The sequence below is a fragment of the Pseudothioclava nitratireducens genome, from assembly GCF_029210495.1.
Lineage (GTDB): Bacteria > Pseudomonadota > Alphaproteobacteria > Rhodobacterales > Rhodobacteraceae > Pseudothioclava > Pseudothioclava nitratireducens.
Genome location: NZ_JARGDK010000003.1, coordinates 205,510 through 221,057 on the forward strand (window position 1 = coordinate 205,510; position 15,548 = coordinate 221,057).

Sequence of the window (15,548 nt, forward strand, 5' to 3'; positions counted from 1 at the left end):
TCGTTTCCTCCTCAGGCGAACCGGATCATCGCTTGATGTTGGTCGTCTCTTGCAACATCTCGTCGACCGTTTGGATCACCTTGGCGTTGGATGAATAAGCGCGTTGCGTTTGAATCAGGTTGGTAAGCTCCTGCGCGACATCGACGGCAGAGCCCTCACGCGCGTAGCCCTCGACCGAGCCCGTCGGACCGTCGCCCGCATCCCACAGGAAGAACGAACCCGAGGTCGGCGATACCTGGAAGGTCTGGTTGTCCAGGGCAATCAGACCGTTCTGATTGGGCACATCGACCAACGGAATTTGATACACCGTGCGAATGAACCCGGTGTCATAGGTCGCCTTGATATAGCCGTTCTCATCCACTTCGACGGCCGTCAGATTCCCCACGGGCGAGCCATCCTTGGTGATCGCCGTTGGAGCAAAGCTGTCGGAGAGTTGAGTCAGGCCATTGGTATCGCCGATACGACCAATCGTCATGCTGAGCGGCCCGCCCGCAACGGTAAGATCAAGCGTGCCCGTCGCACTGTCATAAGCCCCGCCGGAGACAACGCTCACCGACGCAAGGGTACCGCCGCTGCCACGGCTATCGTCGAATGTCAGCGTGTACTCACCGATTACAGCACCAGCCTGTGCAGAGTCGGTGATAACCATCGTCCATTCATTGGAAGACCCGGATGCCGGCACGGTCGGAGTGAAGGTAATCCCAAGCGTCTCTGATGTGCCAAGATTGCCGAAATACTCGACCGAGAGCGGCAACGCTTCCCCGCTGGAGCCGGCCTCGGTATCGACGGCGGGCAGATTGACCCCGAGATTCATGGAAGTCGTCGGGTCACCCGCAGTCTGGTTCGCGTTGATCACAACTGGCTGCAAACCCGACACGGTATCACGCGGCAGAACCGGGATCGTCCCATCCGCATTGGCAGGCCACCCCAAAAGCACCAACCCCGACTCCGTGCGCAAGGTGCCATCGGCATCGGTGCGGAATGCGCCCGTTGTGGTCATCATCAGCGGCTGCTCACCCATCTGATTATCGAGCGTCACCGAAGGAATAACAGGAAGCATCCCGCGCCCCGACACCGCAATGTCGAGCGCGTTCGATGTCGCAACCAGAGATCCCCGCTCTTCGATAAGGCGCGTCGTCGATGCGCGCACGCCGCCAGCCGAATAGACACCGGCACCACGCGCCTGATTGATGACCATGCTTTCGAAATCGGCAACGGCCCGTTTATAGCCATAGGTGCCCGAGTTCGCGATATTGTCGGAAATCGCCGCCAATCGCGTGGCATTCGCCGCAAGCCCGGCAACACCAGCGTTGAGCGAAGAGGAAATGGACATGAATGCGCCTTTCTGCTGCTACGTCCCTCGTTCAACAGCAAGATTGCGCGATGACCCCTTAACATCCCCCTAACAGCTAAAATGCGAGCTTTTCTTCACAGTCGACTGCGCAGCAATATCATCTCGATCCGGTTGTTGCGCACTGACATCGGCCGGCCATCTACGGGTTTGCGATCCGCAAAACCGGTCACGCGCTGAATGCGGCGCTTGTCGAGTCCAGCCTCCTCAAGCAGCGTGCGTATTGCCTCTGCCCGGTCCATCGACAGCGCCCAAACAGGATCGACGCGGAGCATCTCGGGGTAGGCGCGCGTATGCCCGTTCACTGCGATCTCATTCCCGACCAATGCAAAAACACGCGCAACCATCGCGGCGAGATCACGGGTAAGTCGCGTCGGCTCTGCCGTGTCTTCGCTAAACAGCGGCACCCCGTCGAGATCGAAAAACTCGACGATCAGCCCCTCGTCGGTGACACGCGTTACAATATGCCGGGCGAGGTGTTCGGACACCATCGACTCGCCGCCAACCCCCATCAACGCCTGCTCAAGATCGCGCGCGATCTCTTCGAATTTCGCGCTGTCGGTATCGTTCTTGTCCTCGGCGGAGTTCTGCCCGCGCGCCTGACGCGCCTCGGTCGCAGCGCGCGCCGTCGCCCCCATGCCCGTTTGCGCAACCTGATCCTCGGAGAAGACGGAGTCGCCCCCAAAGGCCCCCTCGCCACCGCCCGAGATCCGATTGATCGGGATTGTCGGATTGAAGTAATCCGCAATCCCCTTGCGTTGCTTTTCGGTCGTCGCGTTCAGCAACCACATCAACATGAAGAACGCCATCATCGCGGTCACGAAGTCGGCATAGGCCACTTTCCAGGCGCCGCCATGATGCCCGTCGCCGCCGGAAACCTTCTTCCGCTTGATGATGATTGGCGCGGCATTGTCCCGCGTGCTCATCCCACCACCTCATTTTCACCCGGGATCAGGGATAGCACGCGGCGCTTAAGGCACACTTAACATGTAAAATGGAAGCGACTTTCCCGATCGCTTGCAGGCCCTTTGGCCAAGACTATGTTCTGCCCATGAACGAGTCGGTTGACCACATGTCCGAGTTGCCCCTGTCCGAGTTGATCGTCTGTCCGAAATGCGACGCGCTTCATCGGATCAGCGAGGTTGGCCCCGACGAACAGGCGGCCTGCGCGCGGTGCGGCACGTTGCTCATCACGCCCCGACCGCTGTCATTCCTGCATGTGATCGCGCTGTCTTTCACTGCGATGATCCTGATGATCGGCGCGATCTTCTTCCCCTTCCTGAGAATCTCGGCGCAGGGTCTATCGCATAACAGTTCGATCTTCGGCGCGGCGATGGCCTTTTCCGAGGGCTTTCTCGCCCCGCTCGCCTTCGCGGTGCTGCTGATGATCGTGGCGCTCCCCGCCCTGCGCTTCGCAGCCTTGATCTACACACTCTGGCCACTTGCCGCGAACCGCCCGGCATGGCCCCGCTCGGCACAGGCCTTTCGGCTTGCCGAGGCGCTGCAACCGTGGTCGATGGCAGAGATTTTCGTGGTCGGCACGGCAGTCGCGCTGGTGAAGGTCGCAGGCGTCGCCAGCATCTCCTTCGGACCTGCCTTCTGGGCCTTTGGCACGCTTATTATCGTCACGGCGTTGAAAAACGCATTCATGAGCAAATGGAGCATATGGGAAGCGATCGGACCGAGATGAACGTGCTCACGGCGCGCGCGGCCGGTCTGATCGGCTGCACCCGCTGCGGTCGCGTCTGGCCCGGCGAGGCGAGCCATTGTGGTCGCTGTGGCGCCCCTTTGGCACCCGTCACCACGATCAGCCTTCAGCGGGTCTGGGCCTGGTGGTTCGCCGGGCTGATCGCCTATGTCCCGGCGAACATGCTGCCAATGCTTCGAACGGCAACGCTTGGACACGAACAGGCAAATACGATTTTGGGCGGCGTCATCGAGCTCGTCGCGCATCACAATTACGGCGTGGCGGCGATCGTGTTCATAGCGTCGATCATGATCCCCGTCGCCAAGTTCATCGCGATCGGCTATCTCGCCCTGATCGTCGCGCATGAGAAATTCGCTGGCTCACACCGACACCTGCATCTCTACGAGGTGGTCGAGTTCATCGGGCGATGGTCGATGATCGACGTCTTCGTCGTCGCGATCCTCTCGGCCCTCGTGCAGCTGGGTTTCGTCGCCTCGATACACCCCGGACCCGCCGCCGCGTCCTTTGCGCTATCGGTTGCATTCACGATGCTCTCGGCCCAAAACTTCGACCCCAGACTGATCTGGCTGCCCCCTCTCGGAACGGATAAGGCATGAACGACACCCCGCAACCCGCAGAGCTTCACACCACGCCCGCGCCGCCGCCAATCTGGTCGCGTGTCTCGGTGATCTGGCTGGTGCCGCTGATCGCGCTCGCTGTGACGCTTGGCGTCGCATGGAAAAGCTATTCCGACCGTGGCGTCCTGATCGAGATCGATTTTGCCGACGCCACCGGCATCCGTCCCGGTGAAACCGCGCTCAAATTCCGCGAGGTCGAGATCGGCACGGTCGAGGCCGTCTCCTTCAGCCCGGACCTGACCTCTGTCCGCGTGGGCGTGCGCGTCGACAAGACGATCGCCCCGTTCATCGACGACGAGGCAAAGTTCTGGCTGGTCCGCCCCGAAGTGTCAGCCCAGGGGATCTCGCGGCTCGACACCGTGCTGTCGGGCACCTTCATCGAAGGGTTCTGGGATGCGGCCCCGACCGAGCAAACCTATCAGTTCACCGGGCTGGACCGCGCGCCTGTCTCGCCCGACCCCACCAAGGGCACATGGGTCGAGCTGCGCGCCGAAGACGCCGGCGGTCTGGCCGAAGGTGCGCCCGTCATCTTCCGCGGCATCACCGTAGGACGGCTGCAAAACCTGCGCCTGTCTCCTGCGGGGGGCGTGCTGGTCGATGCCTTCATCGACGCCCCCCATGATAAACGCCTCTCCAGCCAGACCCGTTTCTGGGACACATCCGGGTTTTCCGTCTCGCTTGGCGCGGGCGGCGTGAGTCTCGATGTGCGCTCGCTCGCCTCGCTGGTGCAAGGCGGCGTCGAGTTCGAAACCTTCTCGACCGGGGGAAGCACCGTGCAAAACGGACGCCCCTTCCGCTTGTTTGCCTCTGTCGAAGCCGCGCGCAATTCGATCTTTGGCAATGATCTGGTCGATCCGGTCCGCTTCACGCTTTTGTTCGATGACGCCATCGAGGGTATCGCCCGCGGCACAAAGGTGCATTTCCGAGGGGTGGAGGCCGGCGAGGTCACCGACATTTCCGTGCGCATGCAAGCCGACAGCGTGGGCAATCAATTCGCACGCCAACAAGTCGTGATCGCTCTGGCCCCTGCGCGGCTTGGGCTGGATGAAAGCACCGAGGCCGAGGTCGTGACCGAATTCCTCTCCGGCGAGGTCGAAAACGGTCTGCGCGCCCGCATCGCCGGGATTGGCCTGCTTGGAACGACCCGGATCATCGACCTGACTGACGTCCCCGACCAGCCCGAGGCGCGCGTAAATCCCGATCTGGAGCCTTTCCCCTCGATCCCGACCGCCCCCCCCGCCGCCAATGAACTCGCCGCCTCTGCGGAGGATGTTTTTGAACGCGTGCAGGCGCTTCCGATCGAAGAACTGATGGCCTCTGCAATCCGTGCGATGGACTCGATCTCGGTCGTGGCCGAGGACGAAAAAACCCGCGCCGTCCCCGGTGAGCTTGCCGGGCTGCTGGAAGAATTGCGCACGCTTGTGGACGGGCTCAATGCCGAGGGCGCGGCACAGAAGACGATCTCTGCGCTGGATCGCGTCACATCTGCCGCCGATTCTGTGCTGACCGAGATCGAAGGGCTGGGCGAGATGCTGGCCTCGACCGATCAGGCCGCGCAAACCTTTGCGGAGTTGCCGATGGGCGAGATTGGGGAAAAGATCGACGGTATCCTCGGCGATCTGCGCTCAATGCTCGGTTCGGAAGATGCCGAGCGCCTGCCCCGCGCGCTCTCGGATACGCTCGAGGAATCCGCCGCATTGCTGGCCGAGTTGCGCGCGGGCGGCGCGGCAGAGAAGCTGAACGGCACGCTCGACGCTACCCAAGACGCCGCGCGTGCGGTCGGCGATGCAACCGAACGCCTTCCCGAACTCAGTCGCAAGCTCGAAACGCTGGTCAGCCGCGCCGAGGGTCTGGTGGCCGCCTATGGCGACCGCTCGGCCTTCAACAACGAGATCCTGACGACGATCCGGGAATTGCGCCGCGCGACCTCCTCTTTCGGTTCGCTTGCGCGTATGATCGAACGTAACCCGCGCGCCTTCATCCTTGGCCGCTGATCGGAGAGCCCCATGACCCCGACCCGCTTCCTGACCCTTGGCCTTCTGGCACTTGCTGCCTGCTCGGACCCCACCGCGACCGGGCGTTATACGGTCGATCCGGCCCAGGCGGAAAAGACGCTGCCGAACAAGCTTGGCTATGCCGAACTGCGGGAGGTCTCGCTGCCGCAATATGCGGCCGGACAGGAAATCATCTGGCAGACCGAGGATGGTGCGCTGCGCTCCTCCCCGGACAATGTCTGGGCGGATGACCCGGCGCGTGCCGTGACGCTAAGCCTCGCACGGCAAATCTCGGATCGGTCCGGCGCCACGGTGATCGCCGAGCCCTGGCCGCTCGCTCAGGAACCCGCGCGCCGGATCGAAGTCCGGATTGAGCAGATGCTGCCGCGCGCGGATCAGGTCATGCAGTTGAGCGGCGTCTATTTCGTCTCGCCCGCAGGCTACGGTTCAGGCCGCGATATCGTGCGCCGCTTCGATCTGGCCGTGCCGATCGAAGCCGAAGGCCCCGCCGCCATCGCGCGCGCGCAATCGCAGGCCATCGCGCTCTTGTCGCAGAAAATCGCGGCGCTCGATTAATCAAGACCGGGCGAAAACCGCCCGTAGGAGCCATGCGCGAAGACAAGCGGCGCACCCTGCTCGACGCTCTCGAAACGGGTCACACGACCGATGATGATCGTGTGATCCCCCCCGTCATGACGCGCCTCGGTGTCACATTCGAACCGGGCCAGCGCGTGATCGAGAACCGGAACGCCCCGTTCATTGAGAGAATACCCAAGACCGTCAAACCCATGCCCCTGCCGGGCAAAACGCTCTGCCAGTGCCTTTTGGTCCTCCGCCAGAACATGAATCGCAAAAGCCTCTGCCTCGGCGAAATGGGCATAGCGCAGCGACGATCGCGCCGCCGACCAAAGCACCAGCGGCGGCTCAAGCGAAACCGAAGCAAAGCTGTTCACCGTCATTCCGACCGGCGCGCCATCACTCTCACGCGTGGTGACGATCGTGACGCCGGTTGCAAAGCGACCCAACGCCGTGCGCAGCCGCCTCTGGGCCGCCGCATCTGGTCGGCGCCCGTGACTGGCCTGTTCCGCCCGCTCGATCGCGGTCTCGATATTGCTGCTCTCGGTCATGTCGCTCCTCTGAGGGCATGAGATAAACCCTCCGGCCCAAAGGGCAAGCCTAGATCGGCCAATCTCGCAACTGGCTCAGGAAAGCGGCATGCAGCGCCGGGTTGGCGACCACAAGGCCGCGTGATTGCGGGATGGCATTGTTAAACCGCAGTCGCTCTCCACGCTGATCCGTGCAAATTGCGCCCGCCCGCTCTGAAATCAGGCTTGCCGCAGCGGTATCCCATTCCCATGCGGGTCGCAGCGAAATCGTCGCGTCAAAGCGACCCTCCGCTACCAGGCACAGCCGCCATGCCAGAGAAGGCCGCAGGCTTCGGCGATAATCAGGGCGCTGCCCCTGTCGCCAATGCCCCGGATCGTCGGAGAGTTTGGAGGTCAGAACCGTGCTTCCGTCGATTTCGGCGCGGCTGTTGGGCTGGATCGGCGCACCGTTGAGCAGTGCCGCACCATCCCGCGTGGCGGCATAGGTCAGCCCGACCACAGGCAGATGCACCACCCCGGCAACGACTTCGCCATTCTCGACCACCGAAAGCGCATGCGCAAAACTGCCATCCTCGGCCAGAAACGCCCGCGTTCCGTCGATCGGATCGACGATAAAAACCCTCCCGGCCTCAAGGCGCGCGGGGTCATCGGTGCTTTCCTCTGACAGCCATCCATAATCGGGGCGCGCACCGCGCAACTCGGCCTCAAGCATCGCATTGACTGCAAGGTCTGCCTCGGAAACCGGCCCGGCCCCGTCCCCCTTGTCCCAGGCATCGGGCCCTTTGCGCCAATACCCCAACGCAATTTCGCCCGCGGCACGGGCGGCATCGGTCAGCAGCGTCAGATCCGTTTCGAAATCACTGGCCGGCAAGCGTGAGTCCCTCGACCAGAAGCGACGGCACGACTTGCGTCAGGTGCATCCGCGCATCATTTGCCGGCGTGATCCGCAACAGCATCTCGCGCAGGTTTCCGGCAATCGTGCATTCGTTGACCGGATATTGGATCTCGCCGTTCTCGACCCAGAAGCCGGACGCCCCGCGCGAGTAATCCCCCGTCGTCGGGTTGATGGTCGAGCCGATAAACGAGGTCACCAGAAGCCCCGTGCCCATCTCACGGATCAGGTCTTCGCGCGACCGGCAGCCTTGGGTCAGCATCGTATTGCCCGTCCCCGGCGAGGGCGGCGAAGAGGTGCCCCGCGACGCGCTCGCGGTGCTTTGCATCCCCAGTTTTCGTGCGGTGGCAAGGTCAAGGGTCCAGCCGGTCAGCACGCCGTTCTCGACAATAGCGCGCCGGGTCGTCGGCAACCCCTCGGCATCGAAGGGCCGCGAGCCAGAGACCCGCGCGCGATGCGGGTCTTCGATCAATGAAATCCCTTCGGGCAGAACCTGTGCGCCCAGCGCATCACGTAGCCACGACGCGCCCCGCGCGATCGCGCTGCCGTTCACCGCGGCGGTCAAATGTCCGATCAGGCTCCCGGCGATCCGCTCGTCCAAGAGCACCGGATAAGCGCCGGTCCTGGGGCGGCGCGGTTGGGCCCGCTCGACCGCGCGCTGCCCGGCGAGGTGCCCGACCTCCTCGGCGCTTGGCAGATCGGCCTGAAAAATCCGGCTCTCGGCGGCCCAGTCACGCTCCATCGAGAGGCCTTCGCCTGAAATCGCGACCGCGGAAACCGACCGCGACGAGCGCCCATAGCCGCCCGAAAACCCGTTGCTCGTCGCCAGATGCATCCGGCGGCGCGAATAGGACGCCGAGGCCGATTGCACCTGCGCAACACCTTCGACCGCAAGTGCCGCCGCCTCTGCCGCACGGGCATCCGCCTCCAGATCGGCTGCGGCCGGTTCGGGGCTGGTGTCTTCCAGTTCAAGCGAAGCAATGTCCCAATCGCGCGCAAGCTGCGACGGATCGGCCAAGCCGATATACGGATCTTGCGGCGCCTCACGCGCCATCGCAACCGCGCGCTCCGCCATCTCTCCAATGGTCCGCGCCGAAAGGTCAGAGGCCGAGACACAGGCCTGCCGCCCGTCCATCAGGACGCGCAGGCCAAGCTCGATCCCCTCCGACCGCTCCGCCTGTTCAAGCGCACCTCCGCGCACATCAATCGAAACGGACCGCCCATCCACCACAAGCGCATCCGCCGCTTCCGCACCCGCGCTGCGGGCGGCATCGAGAAGGGCTTCGGTCAGATCCGAAAGGTGAGGCTGCGTCATCGTGTCTCCAGACCCTGCGCTGAAAATCACGGGCCGCCCGGTTTCTGCCGGGCGGCCCGCCGTCATGTGTCGTCTTTACTGGATGCGCTGACCGTTGGCGAGGATTTCCCCGCCCTCCTTGAACTCGATGGTCGAGCTCAGTTCGTCATCGCCGGTCGGACGCGCATAAAGCCCCAACATCATCTGCGCGAACATCACCTGATCCTGTGGCAGCAAGCCCATATTCACCAGCTTGCCCATCAAACCATTGGCGCCAGCCAAACGCAGGTCGATCTGCCCCACGGGCATTGGCATCGGCATGGAATTGTCGAACGCCATTGCACCGGAGCCATCCAGCTCGACCCCGACCGCATCCAGACGCAGCTTGTTGATGCTGAGCGTCTCAACCTCGAAGGGCATCGGCGCATCCATCATCATTTCCGGCTCGGGCGCGAAGAAGTCCATCGTCGCGCGACCCTCGCCGCTCAGGTCTACGGTCAGCGTCGCCGGGTCACGCGGCAGCTGCCCGGTCGGATCGAACATCGCCCAAAGCTGATCGGCAATGGTCAGCCCCTCAAGGCTCAGCTTGCCGACAAACGCGCTCGGCTCTTCGTTCGGCGCGACCGGGAAACCGACATCAAAGACCACCGCATCCATCGCCGCCGACATCGGCAGCGGCATCGCATCTGCACGCGCAGCCATGGTAATACCTTGACCCGAAGTCGCGTAGCGCAGGGTTTCTTCGGACATTTTCATGCCAAATGTGCCACTTTGCGACTGCGCGTCGATCGTCACGTTTCCGTCGGGACCGGACAGGTCCATCTTGAAGCTCGACGGGCCCTGCGTCATGTCCATCGAGGCGTCCATCCCCGCCGCAAGCGCCACGCCCATATCGACGTAATCGACCCCTTCGGGCAGGAACGCATCCGACACCGCCTTCAAATCGACCATGCGGCCTTCCATCTGGAAGGTCGACCCGGTTTCAGGATCGGCGCCGGAGGCCGTCATCCGCAGACCCGCGAGGTCGAAATCAGAGGTGATCCGCTGACCGCCATCTTCCTTGACAACATAGGTCCCCTTGCCACCGCTCAGCGACATCCAGACCTTCGCCGGAACCGACACATCGCCTTCCGTCACAAGCTGATCCATCTCGATGACGAATTCCGGCATCGTGATATCATAGGCAAGGTTCGCGGGCGTGCCGGAGACGATCATGAGCGTGTCGGCCTGCCGCATCATGATATCCATGGTCATCGGCACCTGCTCGTCGATCTGCGACTTGGCGACGGCGGTCATCTCCTTGGCAAAGCTCGCCTCCACGGTGCCGTTCCCCAGATCGCGCAACGTGATCTGCGGGATGTTCACGACCATGGACGAGCCTTCGATATCCTGAGTCAGCGCAACCTCGTTGAGCCGCAGAGCGCCCGCAGAAGACTCCTCGGAGCCGACCGAAACGTCATAGCCATAGAGCTTGTACTGCGACTTCCAAGCGTCCCAGACCTGCCCCGGGCTGACCTCGGCGAAAACGGCACCCGTGTTAAGCGCTGCTGCGCATACCATTCCCGCCGAAACGGCCATAATGCGACCCATGTCATACCTCTTTGCACATATGAATTCGCCAATAGCATCCCGCCCCCCGTCGCAATGGTCAAGGGCTCGCGGGGCTGCTAGGACATAACGAAACCATGAGGAGAGACTGCGCCATGATCGAGGTGAGCCAGGACGCCGGGCTGTGGACCGTGACAATCGACCGGCAGGACAAAGCCAATTCGCTGACCCGCGAGATGCTGAGCACGATCGCGGATGCGGCAGAGAGCGCCGGGCGTGAGGGGGCGCGTGTATTCGTCCTGCGCGGGCGCGGCAAAGTGTTCTCGGCTGGCGCCGATCTGGACGAGGCCCGCGCGGGTCTTGCGACCGACCCCGTCTGGGAACGTCTGTCGGGCGCAATTGCCGCCCTGCCCTGCCTGAGCATCGCGGCACTCAATGGAACCCTCGCGGGGGGGGCGATGGGGATGGTGCTGGCCTGTGACCTGCGCATCGCGGTGCCGGGCGCGAAATTCTTCTATCCGGTCATGAAGCTTGGCTTCCTGCCGCAACCCTCCGATCCGAAGCGGATGGCCGCGCTGATCGGACCGGCGCGGGCCAAGATGATCCTGATGGCCGGGCAAAAGATCGAGACGCCCGAAGCACTGTCTTGGGGTCTGATCGACCGGATCGTCGAGACCGATGCGCTCGATGAGACCATCGCGACGCTCGCTGCGGATGCGCGTTCGGCCACGCCCGAGCATGTCGCGGGGATCAAGGGTCTAATCTGAGCGCAGTCGCATCAGGCGCTTCGTCAACTCATCTCTGATGTGATGAACGCCAAAAAGAAAAAGGGCGCATGAAATATGCGCCCTTTTCTGAATTCGGTTTCTAACGGCTCAGGCGTAGACGCCCTCTTTGCCGAAATGCTTCACGAGCATGTAATAGATCACAACGCGATACTTGTTGCGCTCCGACTTGCCATAGGTCTCGATGACAGCATTGATCGCGTCCATCAGCTGCGGGCCATCGGCAAGGCCGAGCTTCTTGATGAGGAAGTTGTTCTTAACGGTCTCAAGCTCGGAAGCCTGGCTGCCTGCGACGGTCGAGGCGTCGGCATTGTAGATCGCCGGACCGCAGCCGATCGTGACCTTGGTCAGCAGCGCCATATCCGGGGTCATGCCGCATTTGTTCTTGAGGTCATCGGCGTATTTCGCGATCAGCTCGTCTCTCTTACCCATTTGTTCACTCCCACCTGTGAATAATACCTGGTTTTTGTCATCCGGCGCCAAAGGGCGTCACGACATGCGCAGAGCCTAATGTGAAGACTCCCGCGACACCAAGGGAAAAATCCGTGCCGCTTCCCCGTCGCTCACCCACGTTTCAGGCGGATGATATACTGGTTGGCCATCACCTGAAGCTCCGCCCGCGGACCAAGCAGCGTTACCACCGCCTCAACCGCACGTTTGACCGGTGCTCCGAGATTGTCCGACTGCCAGTTGAAATCGTCACCCGCGATGATGCCATCCGGCTTCACCTTGCGCAGGCAGATCTCGAGGTCCTGATTGATAAACGGCTCATTATGGTTGCCGTCGATATAGACCCAGTCGAGCGTGCCGTCGGGAAGCGTTTCCAGCGCGGCTTCGGACATCGCACGATGAATTTTCACGCGCGCGTCCGAGCGGAATTTCTCGACCACCGAGAGGTATTTCTCCTCCATCAGATGTTCGTTCTTCTTGCGGCCAAAGCCGGTATTGCCAAATTCCGGCTGGTAGAGCCACGGATCAATGAGATGGAGTTCCGCCGGTTCGGTCTCTGCAAGGATACGTTCCGAGAAATTCCCCTCCCAGACACCGATCTCTGCGCAGACTCCACCTTTTGGCATCAATGCCAGCAAGCGGCCACGCACACGGTCACGTTTCGAAGATTCCATACTGCCCTCAGATACGATTAAAGGCCCCAAAGGGCGCTGTGAATGCGCGGATTCTACCGTGCGGCTTGAACCAAGCAACAGAAAGCGGGCGAAGGTTGCCCTTCGCCCGCATTTCCTTGGTCAGTGATGCTGCCGCGACTCAGTAGCGGTAGTGATCCGCCTTGAACGGGCCTTCGACCGTGACGCCGATATAGGAGGCCTGATCAGGACGCAGCGTGGTGAGCTTGACGCCGATCCGGTCGAGATGCAGGCGCGCCACCTTTTCGTCGAGATGCTTGGGCAGGATGTAGACGCCCGGCGCATACTCTTCGCCCTTGGTCCACAGTTCGATCTGCGCGAGAACCTGGTTGGTGAAGCTCGCTGACATCACGAAGCTCGGGTGGCCGGTGGCGTTGCCGAGGTTCAGCAGGCGGCCTTCGGAGAGCAGGATGATCCGCGCGCCCGAGGGCATCTCGATCATGTCCACCTGATCCTTGATGTTGGTCCATTTGTGGTTCTTGAGCGCGGCGACCTGAATTTCGTTGTCGAAATGGCCGATGTTGCCGACGATCGCCATGTCCTTCATCTCGCGCATATGCTCGATGCGGATCACGTCCTTGTTGCCGGTGGTGGTGATGAAGATGTCGGCGCTGGAAACCACATCCTCGAGCACGACGACCTCGAACCCGTCCATCGCAGCTTGCAGCGCGCAGATCGGATCGACTTCGGTCACTTTCACGCGGGCACCGGCGCCACGCAGCGACGCGGCGGATCCTTTGCCCACATCGCCATAGCCGCAGACGACAGCGACCTTGCCTGCCATCATCACGTCAGTCGCGCGACGGATACCGTCCACGAGAGATTCCTTGCAGCCGTATTTGTTGTCGAATTTCGACTTGGTGACGGAGTCGTTCACGTTGATCGCCGGGAAGGGCAGAAGGCCCTTTTTGTGCAGATCATAGAGACGGTGCACGCCCGTGGTCGTCTCTTCAGAGACACCTTTGATCGCGTCGCGCTGCTTGGTGAACCAGCCGGGGCTTTCGGCAAGGCGCTTCTTGATCTGATTGAAGAGGCATACTTCTTCTTCCGAGGTCGGCACTTCGATCAGGTCGGTTTCGCCAGCCTCGACGCGCGCGCCGAGCAGGATGTAAAGCGTCGCATCCCCGCCATCGTCGAGGATCATATTGCAGGTGCCTTCGTCGAACTGGAAAATCTTGTCGGTGTAGGCCCAATATTCCTCAAGCGTCTCACCCTTGACCGCGAAGACAGGCGTGCCACCCGCAGCAATCGCCGCTGCCGCATGATCCTGCGTCGAGAAGATGTTGCACGAGGCCCAACGCACGTCCGCGCCCAGCGCCTTGAGCGTCTCGATCAGCACAGCGGTTTGTACGGTCATGTGCAGCGAACCCGCAATGCGCGCGCCTTTGAGCGGCTGGCTCTCGCCATATTCCGCGCGGCACGCCATCAGGCCCGGCATTTCGGTTTCGGCGATATCGAGTTCCTTGCGGCCAAATTCCGCAAGCGAGATATCTTTGATGATGTAATCGGCCATAAGAGGCTCCCCAAATTCACATTTGAGGCGTCTTTATCATCGGGACCCTTAACGGGCAATGAGCGCGCGCATTACCCTGCGGGCAATATCCCTTCGGCTTCAAGCAGGGCGAGCGGGCTTTGCCCGGCCGCCCAACCAAGACCCGACGACACCACGCAGGAAACATTGTCAGAACGCGTGTAGACCGCGGTCCAGGTTCCCATGATTTCCGAGGCCCAGAGTTCTACAGATCGACCCTGTTCCAGCGGAACATGAGTTTTCTTATGCTCTGCAAAGTCGTGCTTGAGCGTGGAAACTAGCTGGGCGCGCTGATCGCAATAGGGCACATTGACATCCTGCGCCGCACCAAACTCCTCGACCGCGTCGAAGACCGACAGATCGCCATAGGGGATCGCGGAGCCGTGATCATCCATGGGCCGACCGTATTCCGCAAAATCGTCGATCTTGGGCGGCCGCTCATCGGGCAGCACCATGGAGGCCGCAAAACCGACTGGCAGGGCAGCCCCGATCACGGTCAACGCGATCATCGCAAATGTTGTTTTCTTGGTCATCGGAGCGGTCTCCGTCTGTTTAGGTCTGCCGGAACAACCACCAAACCCCGCATCGGTTCCCAAACGGACCGATCTCACGTTTACAGACGGTCAGGCATTGGATAGCTCTGAGGCCAATCAGGAGGACCCATGAAACGCGCTTGGCAACGGATGCTCTCGGGGCGCAGGCTCGACCTGCTCGACCCGACACCGATGGATATAGAGGTGGAGGACATCGCCCATGGACTGGCCTTTGTCGCGCGCTGGAACGGTCAGACGCTGGGCGACTGGCCCTATTCGGTCGCAGAGCATTCGCTGCTGGTCGAAGAGATTTTCGCCCGTCAGAATCCGGGGATCGGGGCGCGCTGGCGCTTGGCGGCCCTGCTGCATGATGCACCGGAATATGTGCTGGGTGACATGATCAGCCCGGTAAAGGCGGCCATCGGCAGCGGTTATGGAGAGCTGGACGCGCGGCTGACTGCGGCGATCCACCTGCGGTTCGGACTTCCGACAAGCCTGCCCACGCCGATCAAGAAAGCGATCAAGGCTGCGGATATCGTCTCTGCCCGGCTCGAAGCCGAACAAATTGCCGGCTTCTCCACCGATGAGGCCGACAAGCTGTTTGGAAAACTCGACCCGAATGTCGCGCGCGGCCTCACCATCCGCCTCAGACCGCCGGCGGACGTGCGTGCGGACTACACCGCACGCTATGCATCCCTCATGGCCGAGGTCTAAGCGACGACCACGGGCCGGTCAGATCGCAAGATCGTCGAGCGTCTTGCCATCGGCCAGCGCGGCCTGCACCCAAAGCGGCTTGCGACCGCGCCCGGTCCAGGTTTGGCTGGCATCGGCGGGATTGGCATATTTCGGACGCACTGGTTTGCGCGTCTTGGTTTGCGCGGCCTCGGTCAGTTCCGCGAGCGTAAAACCCTTTTCGCGAGCGATTTCCTCGACCGCTTTCAGCGCTTCTTTTTTCTTACGCTCTTCAAACGAGTTAATGGCGCGATCGACGCGGGCACGCAACGACTTCAACTCGGCAAGGGAAAGAGTGTCGATATCCATTAGGGA

At 62.0% G+C, this 15,548-nt stretch carries 17 protein-coding genes; 6 read left to right on the forward strand and 11 right to left on the reverse strand.

The window, feature by feature from the left end; genetic code table 11:
* Positions 1–25: 25 nt before the first annotated feature.
* Positions 26–1,333, reverse strand: a complete 1,308-nt coding sequence (locus tag P0X85_RS05040; protein WP_275809437.1) for a flagellar hook protein FlgE — start codon at positions 1,331–1,333, stop codon at positions 26–28.
* Positions 1,334–1,428: 95 nt separating this feature from the next.
* Complete coding sequence (locus tag P0X85_RS05045) at positions 1,429–2,277, reverse strand: flagellar motor protein MotB (RefSeq protein WP_275809440.1); 849 nt, start codon at positions 2,275–2,277, stop codon at positions 1,429–1,431.
* A 125-nt stretch (positions 2,278–2,402) separates the two neighbouring features.
* Between P0X85_RS05045 and P0X85_RS05050 the strand changes: the two genes are divergently transcribed.
* Genes P0X85_RS05050 through P0X85_RS05065 form a run of 4 tightly spaced genes read left to right on the forward strand, consistent with a single transcriptional unit; the run spans position 2,403 to position 6,246 of the window.
* Positions 2,403–3,041: a paraquat-inducible protein A gene (locus P0X85_RS05050; protein ID WP_275809443.1), complete on the forward strand. Its 639-nt coding sequence runs from the start codon at positions 2,403–2,405 to the stop codon at positions 3,039–3,041.
* The gene (locus tag P0X85_RS05055) at positions 3,017–3,655 is read left to right on the forward strand and encodes a paraquat-inducible protein A (RefSeq protein WP_275809446.1); all 639 of its coding nucleotides are present in this window, start codon (positions 3,017–3,019) and stop codon (positions 3,653–3,655) included. The genes P0X85_RS05050 and P0X85_RS05055 overlap by 25 nt, the downstream gene beginning before the upstream one ends.
* The gene (locus P0X85_RS05060; RefSeq protein ID WP_275809449.1) at positions 3,652–5,670 is read left to right on the forward strand and encodes a PqiB family protein; all 2,019 of its coding nucleotides are present in this window, start codon (positions 3,652–3,654) and stop codon (positions 5,668–5,670) included. The genes P0X85_RS05055 and P0X85_RS05060 overlap by 4 nt, the downstream gene beginning before the upstream one ends.
* A 12-nt stretch (positions 5,671–5,682) precedes the next feature.
* A complete protein-coding gene (locus P0X85_RS05065) occupies positions 5,683–6,246 on the forward strand; it encodes a PqiC family protein (protein WP_275809452.1) in 564 nt (187 codons plus the stop codon).
* On the opposite strand, the gene P0X85_RS05070 is transcribed toward P0X85_RS05065, so the two are convergent.
* The 4 genes from P0X85_RS05070 to P0X85_RS05085 all read right to left on the reverse strand — a co-directional run bounded on the left by P0X85_RS05070 (position 6,243) and on the right by P0X85_RS05085 (position 10,552).
* The gene (locus P0X85_RS05070) at positions 6,243–6,797 is read right to left on the reverse strand and encodes a flavin reductase family protein (protein ID WP_275809455.1); all 555 of its coding nucleotides are present in this window, start codon (positions 6,795–6,797) and stop codon (positions 6,243–6,245) included. The two genes, P0X85_RS05065 and P0X85_RS05070, sit on opposite strands and share 4 nt — an antisense overlap.
* A gap of 49 nt (positions 6,798–6,846) precedes the next feature.
* Positions 6,847–7,647: a 3'(2'),5'-bisphosphate nucleotidase CysQ gene (locus P0X85_RS05075; RefSeq protein ID WP_275809458.1), complete on the reverse strand. Its 801-nt coding sequence runs from the start codon at positions 7,645–7,647 to the stop codon at positions 6,847–6,849.
* Positions 7,634–8,983, reverse strand: a complete 1,350-nt coding sequence (locus P0X85_RS05080; RefSeq protein WP_275809462.1) for a TldD/PmbA family protein — start codon at positions 8,981–8,983, stop codon at positions 7,634–7,636. Before P0X85_RS05080 ends, P0X85_RS05075 begins: the two co-directional genes overlap by 14 nt.
* Before the next feature lie 75 nt (positions 8,984–9,058).
* Positions 9,059–10,552 carry a DUF2125 domain-containing protein gene (locus P0X85_RS05085; RefSeq protein ID WP_275809465.1) on the reverse strand — a complete coding sequence of 498 codons (1,494 nt, stop codon included), beginning with the start codon at positions 10,550–10,552 and terminating at the stop codon, positions 9,059–9,061.
* A 113-nt stretch (positions 10,553–10,665) separates the two neighbouring features.
* Here P0X85_RS05085 and P0X85_RS05090 point away from each other — a divergent pair, with 113 nt between their 5' ends.
* A complete protein-coding gene (locus P0X85_RS05090; RefSeq protein ID WP_275809467.1) occupies positions 10,666–11,277 on the forward strand; it encodes an enoyl-CoA hydratase/isomerase family protein in 612 nt (203 codons plus the stop codon).
* Positions 11,278–11,385: 108 nt separating this feature from the next.
* On the opposite strand, the gene P0X85_RS05095 is transcribed toward P0X85_RS05090, so the two are convergent.
* The 4 genes from P0X85_RS05095 to P0X85_RS05110 form a co-directional block, all read right to left on the reverse strand.
* Entirely contained in the window at positions 11,386–11,727 is a 342-nt protein-coding gene (locus P0X85_RS05095; RefSeq protein ID WP_275809470.1) for a DUF2853 family protein, read from the reverse strand.
* 131 nt (positions 11,728–11,858) lie between these two features.
* Positions 11,859–12,419, reverse strand: coding sequence for a class I SAM-dependent methyltransferase (locus P0X85_RS05100; protein ID WP_275809473.1), 561 nt, complete (start codon positions 12,417–12,419; stop codon positions 11,859–11,861).
* A 139-nt stretch (positions 12,420–12,558) separates the two neighbouring features.
* Positions 12,559–13,950, reverse strand: coding sequence for an adenosylhomocysteinase (gene ahcY / locus P0X85_RS05105; protein WP_275809476.1), 1,392 nt, complete (start codon positions 13,948–13,950; stop codon positions 12,559–12,561).
* Positions 13,951–14,021: 71 nt separating this feature from the next.
* On the reverse strand, positions 14,022–14,501 hold the full coding sequence (locus tag P0X85_RS05110) for a hypothetical protein (RefSeq protein WP_275809479.1): 480 nt from the start codon (positions 14,499–14,501) through the stop codon (positions 14,022–14,024).
* 129 nt (positions 14,502–14,630) lie between these two features.
* Here P0X85_RS05110 and P0X85_RS05115 point away from each other — a divergent pair, with 129 nt between their 5' ends.
* Positions 14,631–15,215: an HD family hydrolase gene (locus P0X85_RS05115; protein WP_275809482.1), complete on the forward strand. Its 585-nt coding sequence runs from the start codon at positions 14,631–14,633 to the stop codon at positions 15,213–15,215.
* An 18-nt stretch (positions 15,216–15,233) separates the two neighbouring features.
* On the opposite strand, the gene P0X85_RS05120 is transcribed toward P0X85_RS05115, so the two are convergent.
* On the reverse strand, positions 15,234–15,542 hold the full coding sequence (locus P0X85_RS05120; protein ID WP_275809485.1) for an H-NS histone family protein: 309 nt from the start codon (positions 15,540–15,542) through the stop codon (positions 15,234–15,236).
* Between the last annotated feature and the right edge of the window lie 6 nt (positions 15,543–15,548).

Coding starts and splice junctions, on each gene's coding strand:
- P0X85_RS05040 (WP_275809437.1), bottom strand. CDS start 1,333: ATGTCCATTTCCTCTTCGCTCAACGCTGGTGTTGCCGGGCTTGCGGCG.
- P0X85_RS05045 (WP_275809440.1), bottom strand. CDS start 2,277: ATGAGCACGCGGGACAATGCCGCGCCAATCATCATCAAGCGGAAGAAG.
- P0X85_RS05050 (WP_275809443.1), top strand. CDS start 2,403: ATGAACGAGTCGGTTGACCACATGTCCGAGTTGCCCCTGTCCGAGTTG.
- P0X85_RS05055 (WP_275809446.1), top strand. CDS start 3,017: ATGGGAAGCGATCGGACCGAGATGAACGTGCTCACGGCGCGCGCGGCC.
- P0X85_RS05060 (WP_275809449.1), top strand. CDS start 3,652: ATGAACGACACCCCGCAACCCGCAGAGCTTCACACCACGCCCGCGCCG.
- P0X85_RS05065 (WP_275809452.1), top strand. CDS start 5,683: ATGACCCCGACCCGCTTCCTGACCCTTGGCCTTCTGGCACTTGCTGCC.
- P0X85_RS05070 (WP_275809455.1), bottom strand. CDS start 6,797: ATGACCGAGAGCAGCAATATCGAGACCGCGATCGAGCGGGCGGAACAG.
- P0X85_RS05080 (WP_275809462.1), bottom strand. CDS start 8,983: ATGACGCAGCCTCACCTTTCGGATCTGACCGAAGCCCTTCTCGATGCC.
- P0X85_RS05085 (WP_275809465.1), bottom strand. CDS start 10,552: ATGGGTCGCATTATGGCCGTTTCGGCGGGAATGGTATGCGCAGCAGCG.
- P0X85_RS05090 (WP_275809467.1), top strand. CDS start 10,666: ATGATCGAGGTGAGCCAGGACGCCGGGCTGTGGACCGTGACAATCGAC.
- P0X85_RS05095 (WP_275809470.1), bottom strand. CDS start 11,727: ATGGGTAAGAGAGACGAGCTGATCGCGAAATACGCCGATGACCTCAAG.
- P0X85_RS05100 (WP_275809473.1), bottom strand. CDS start 12,419: ATGGAATCTTCGAAACGTGACCGTGTGCGTGGCCGCTTGCTGGCATTG.
- ahcY (WP_275809476.1), bottom strand. CDS start 13,950: ATGGCCGATTACATCATCAAAGATATCTCGCTTGCGGAATTTGGCCGC.
- P0X85_RS05110 (WP_275809479.1), bottom strand. CDS start 14,501: ATGACCAAGAAAACAACATTTGCGATGATCGCGTTGACCGTGATCGGG.
- P0X85_RS05115 (WP_275809482.1), top strand. CDS start 14,631: ATGAAACGCGCTTGGCAACGGATGCTCTCGGGGCGCAGGCTCGACCTG.
- P0X85_RS05120 (WP_275809485.1), bottom strand. CDS start 15,542: ATGGATATCGACACTCTTTCCCTTGCCGAGTTGAAGTCGTTGCGTGCC.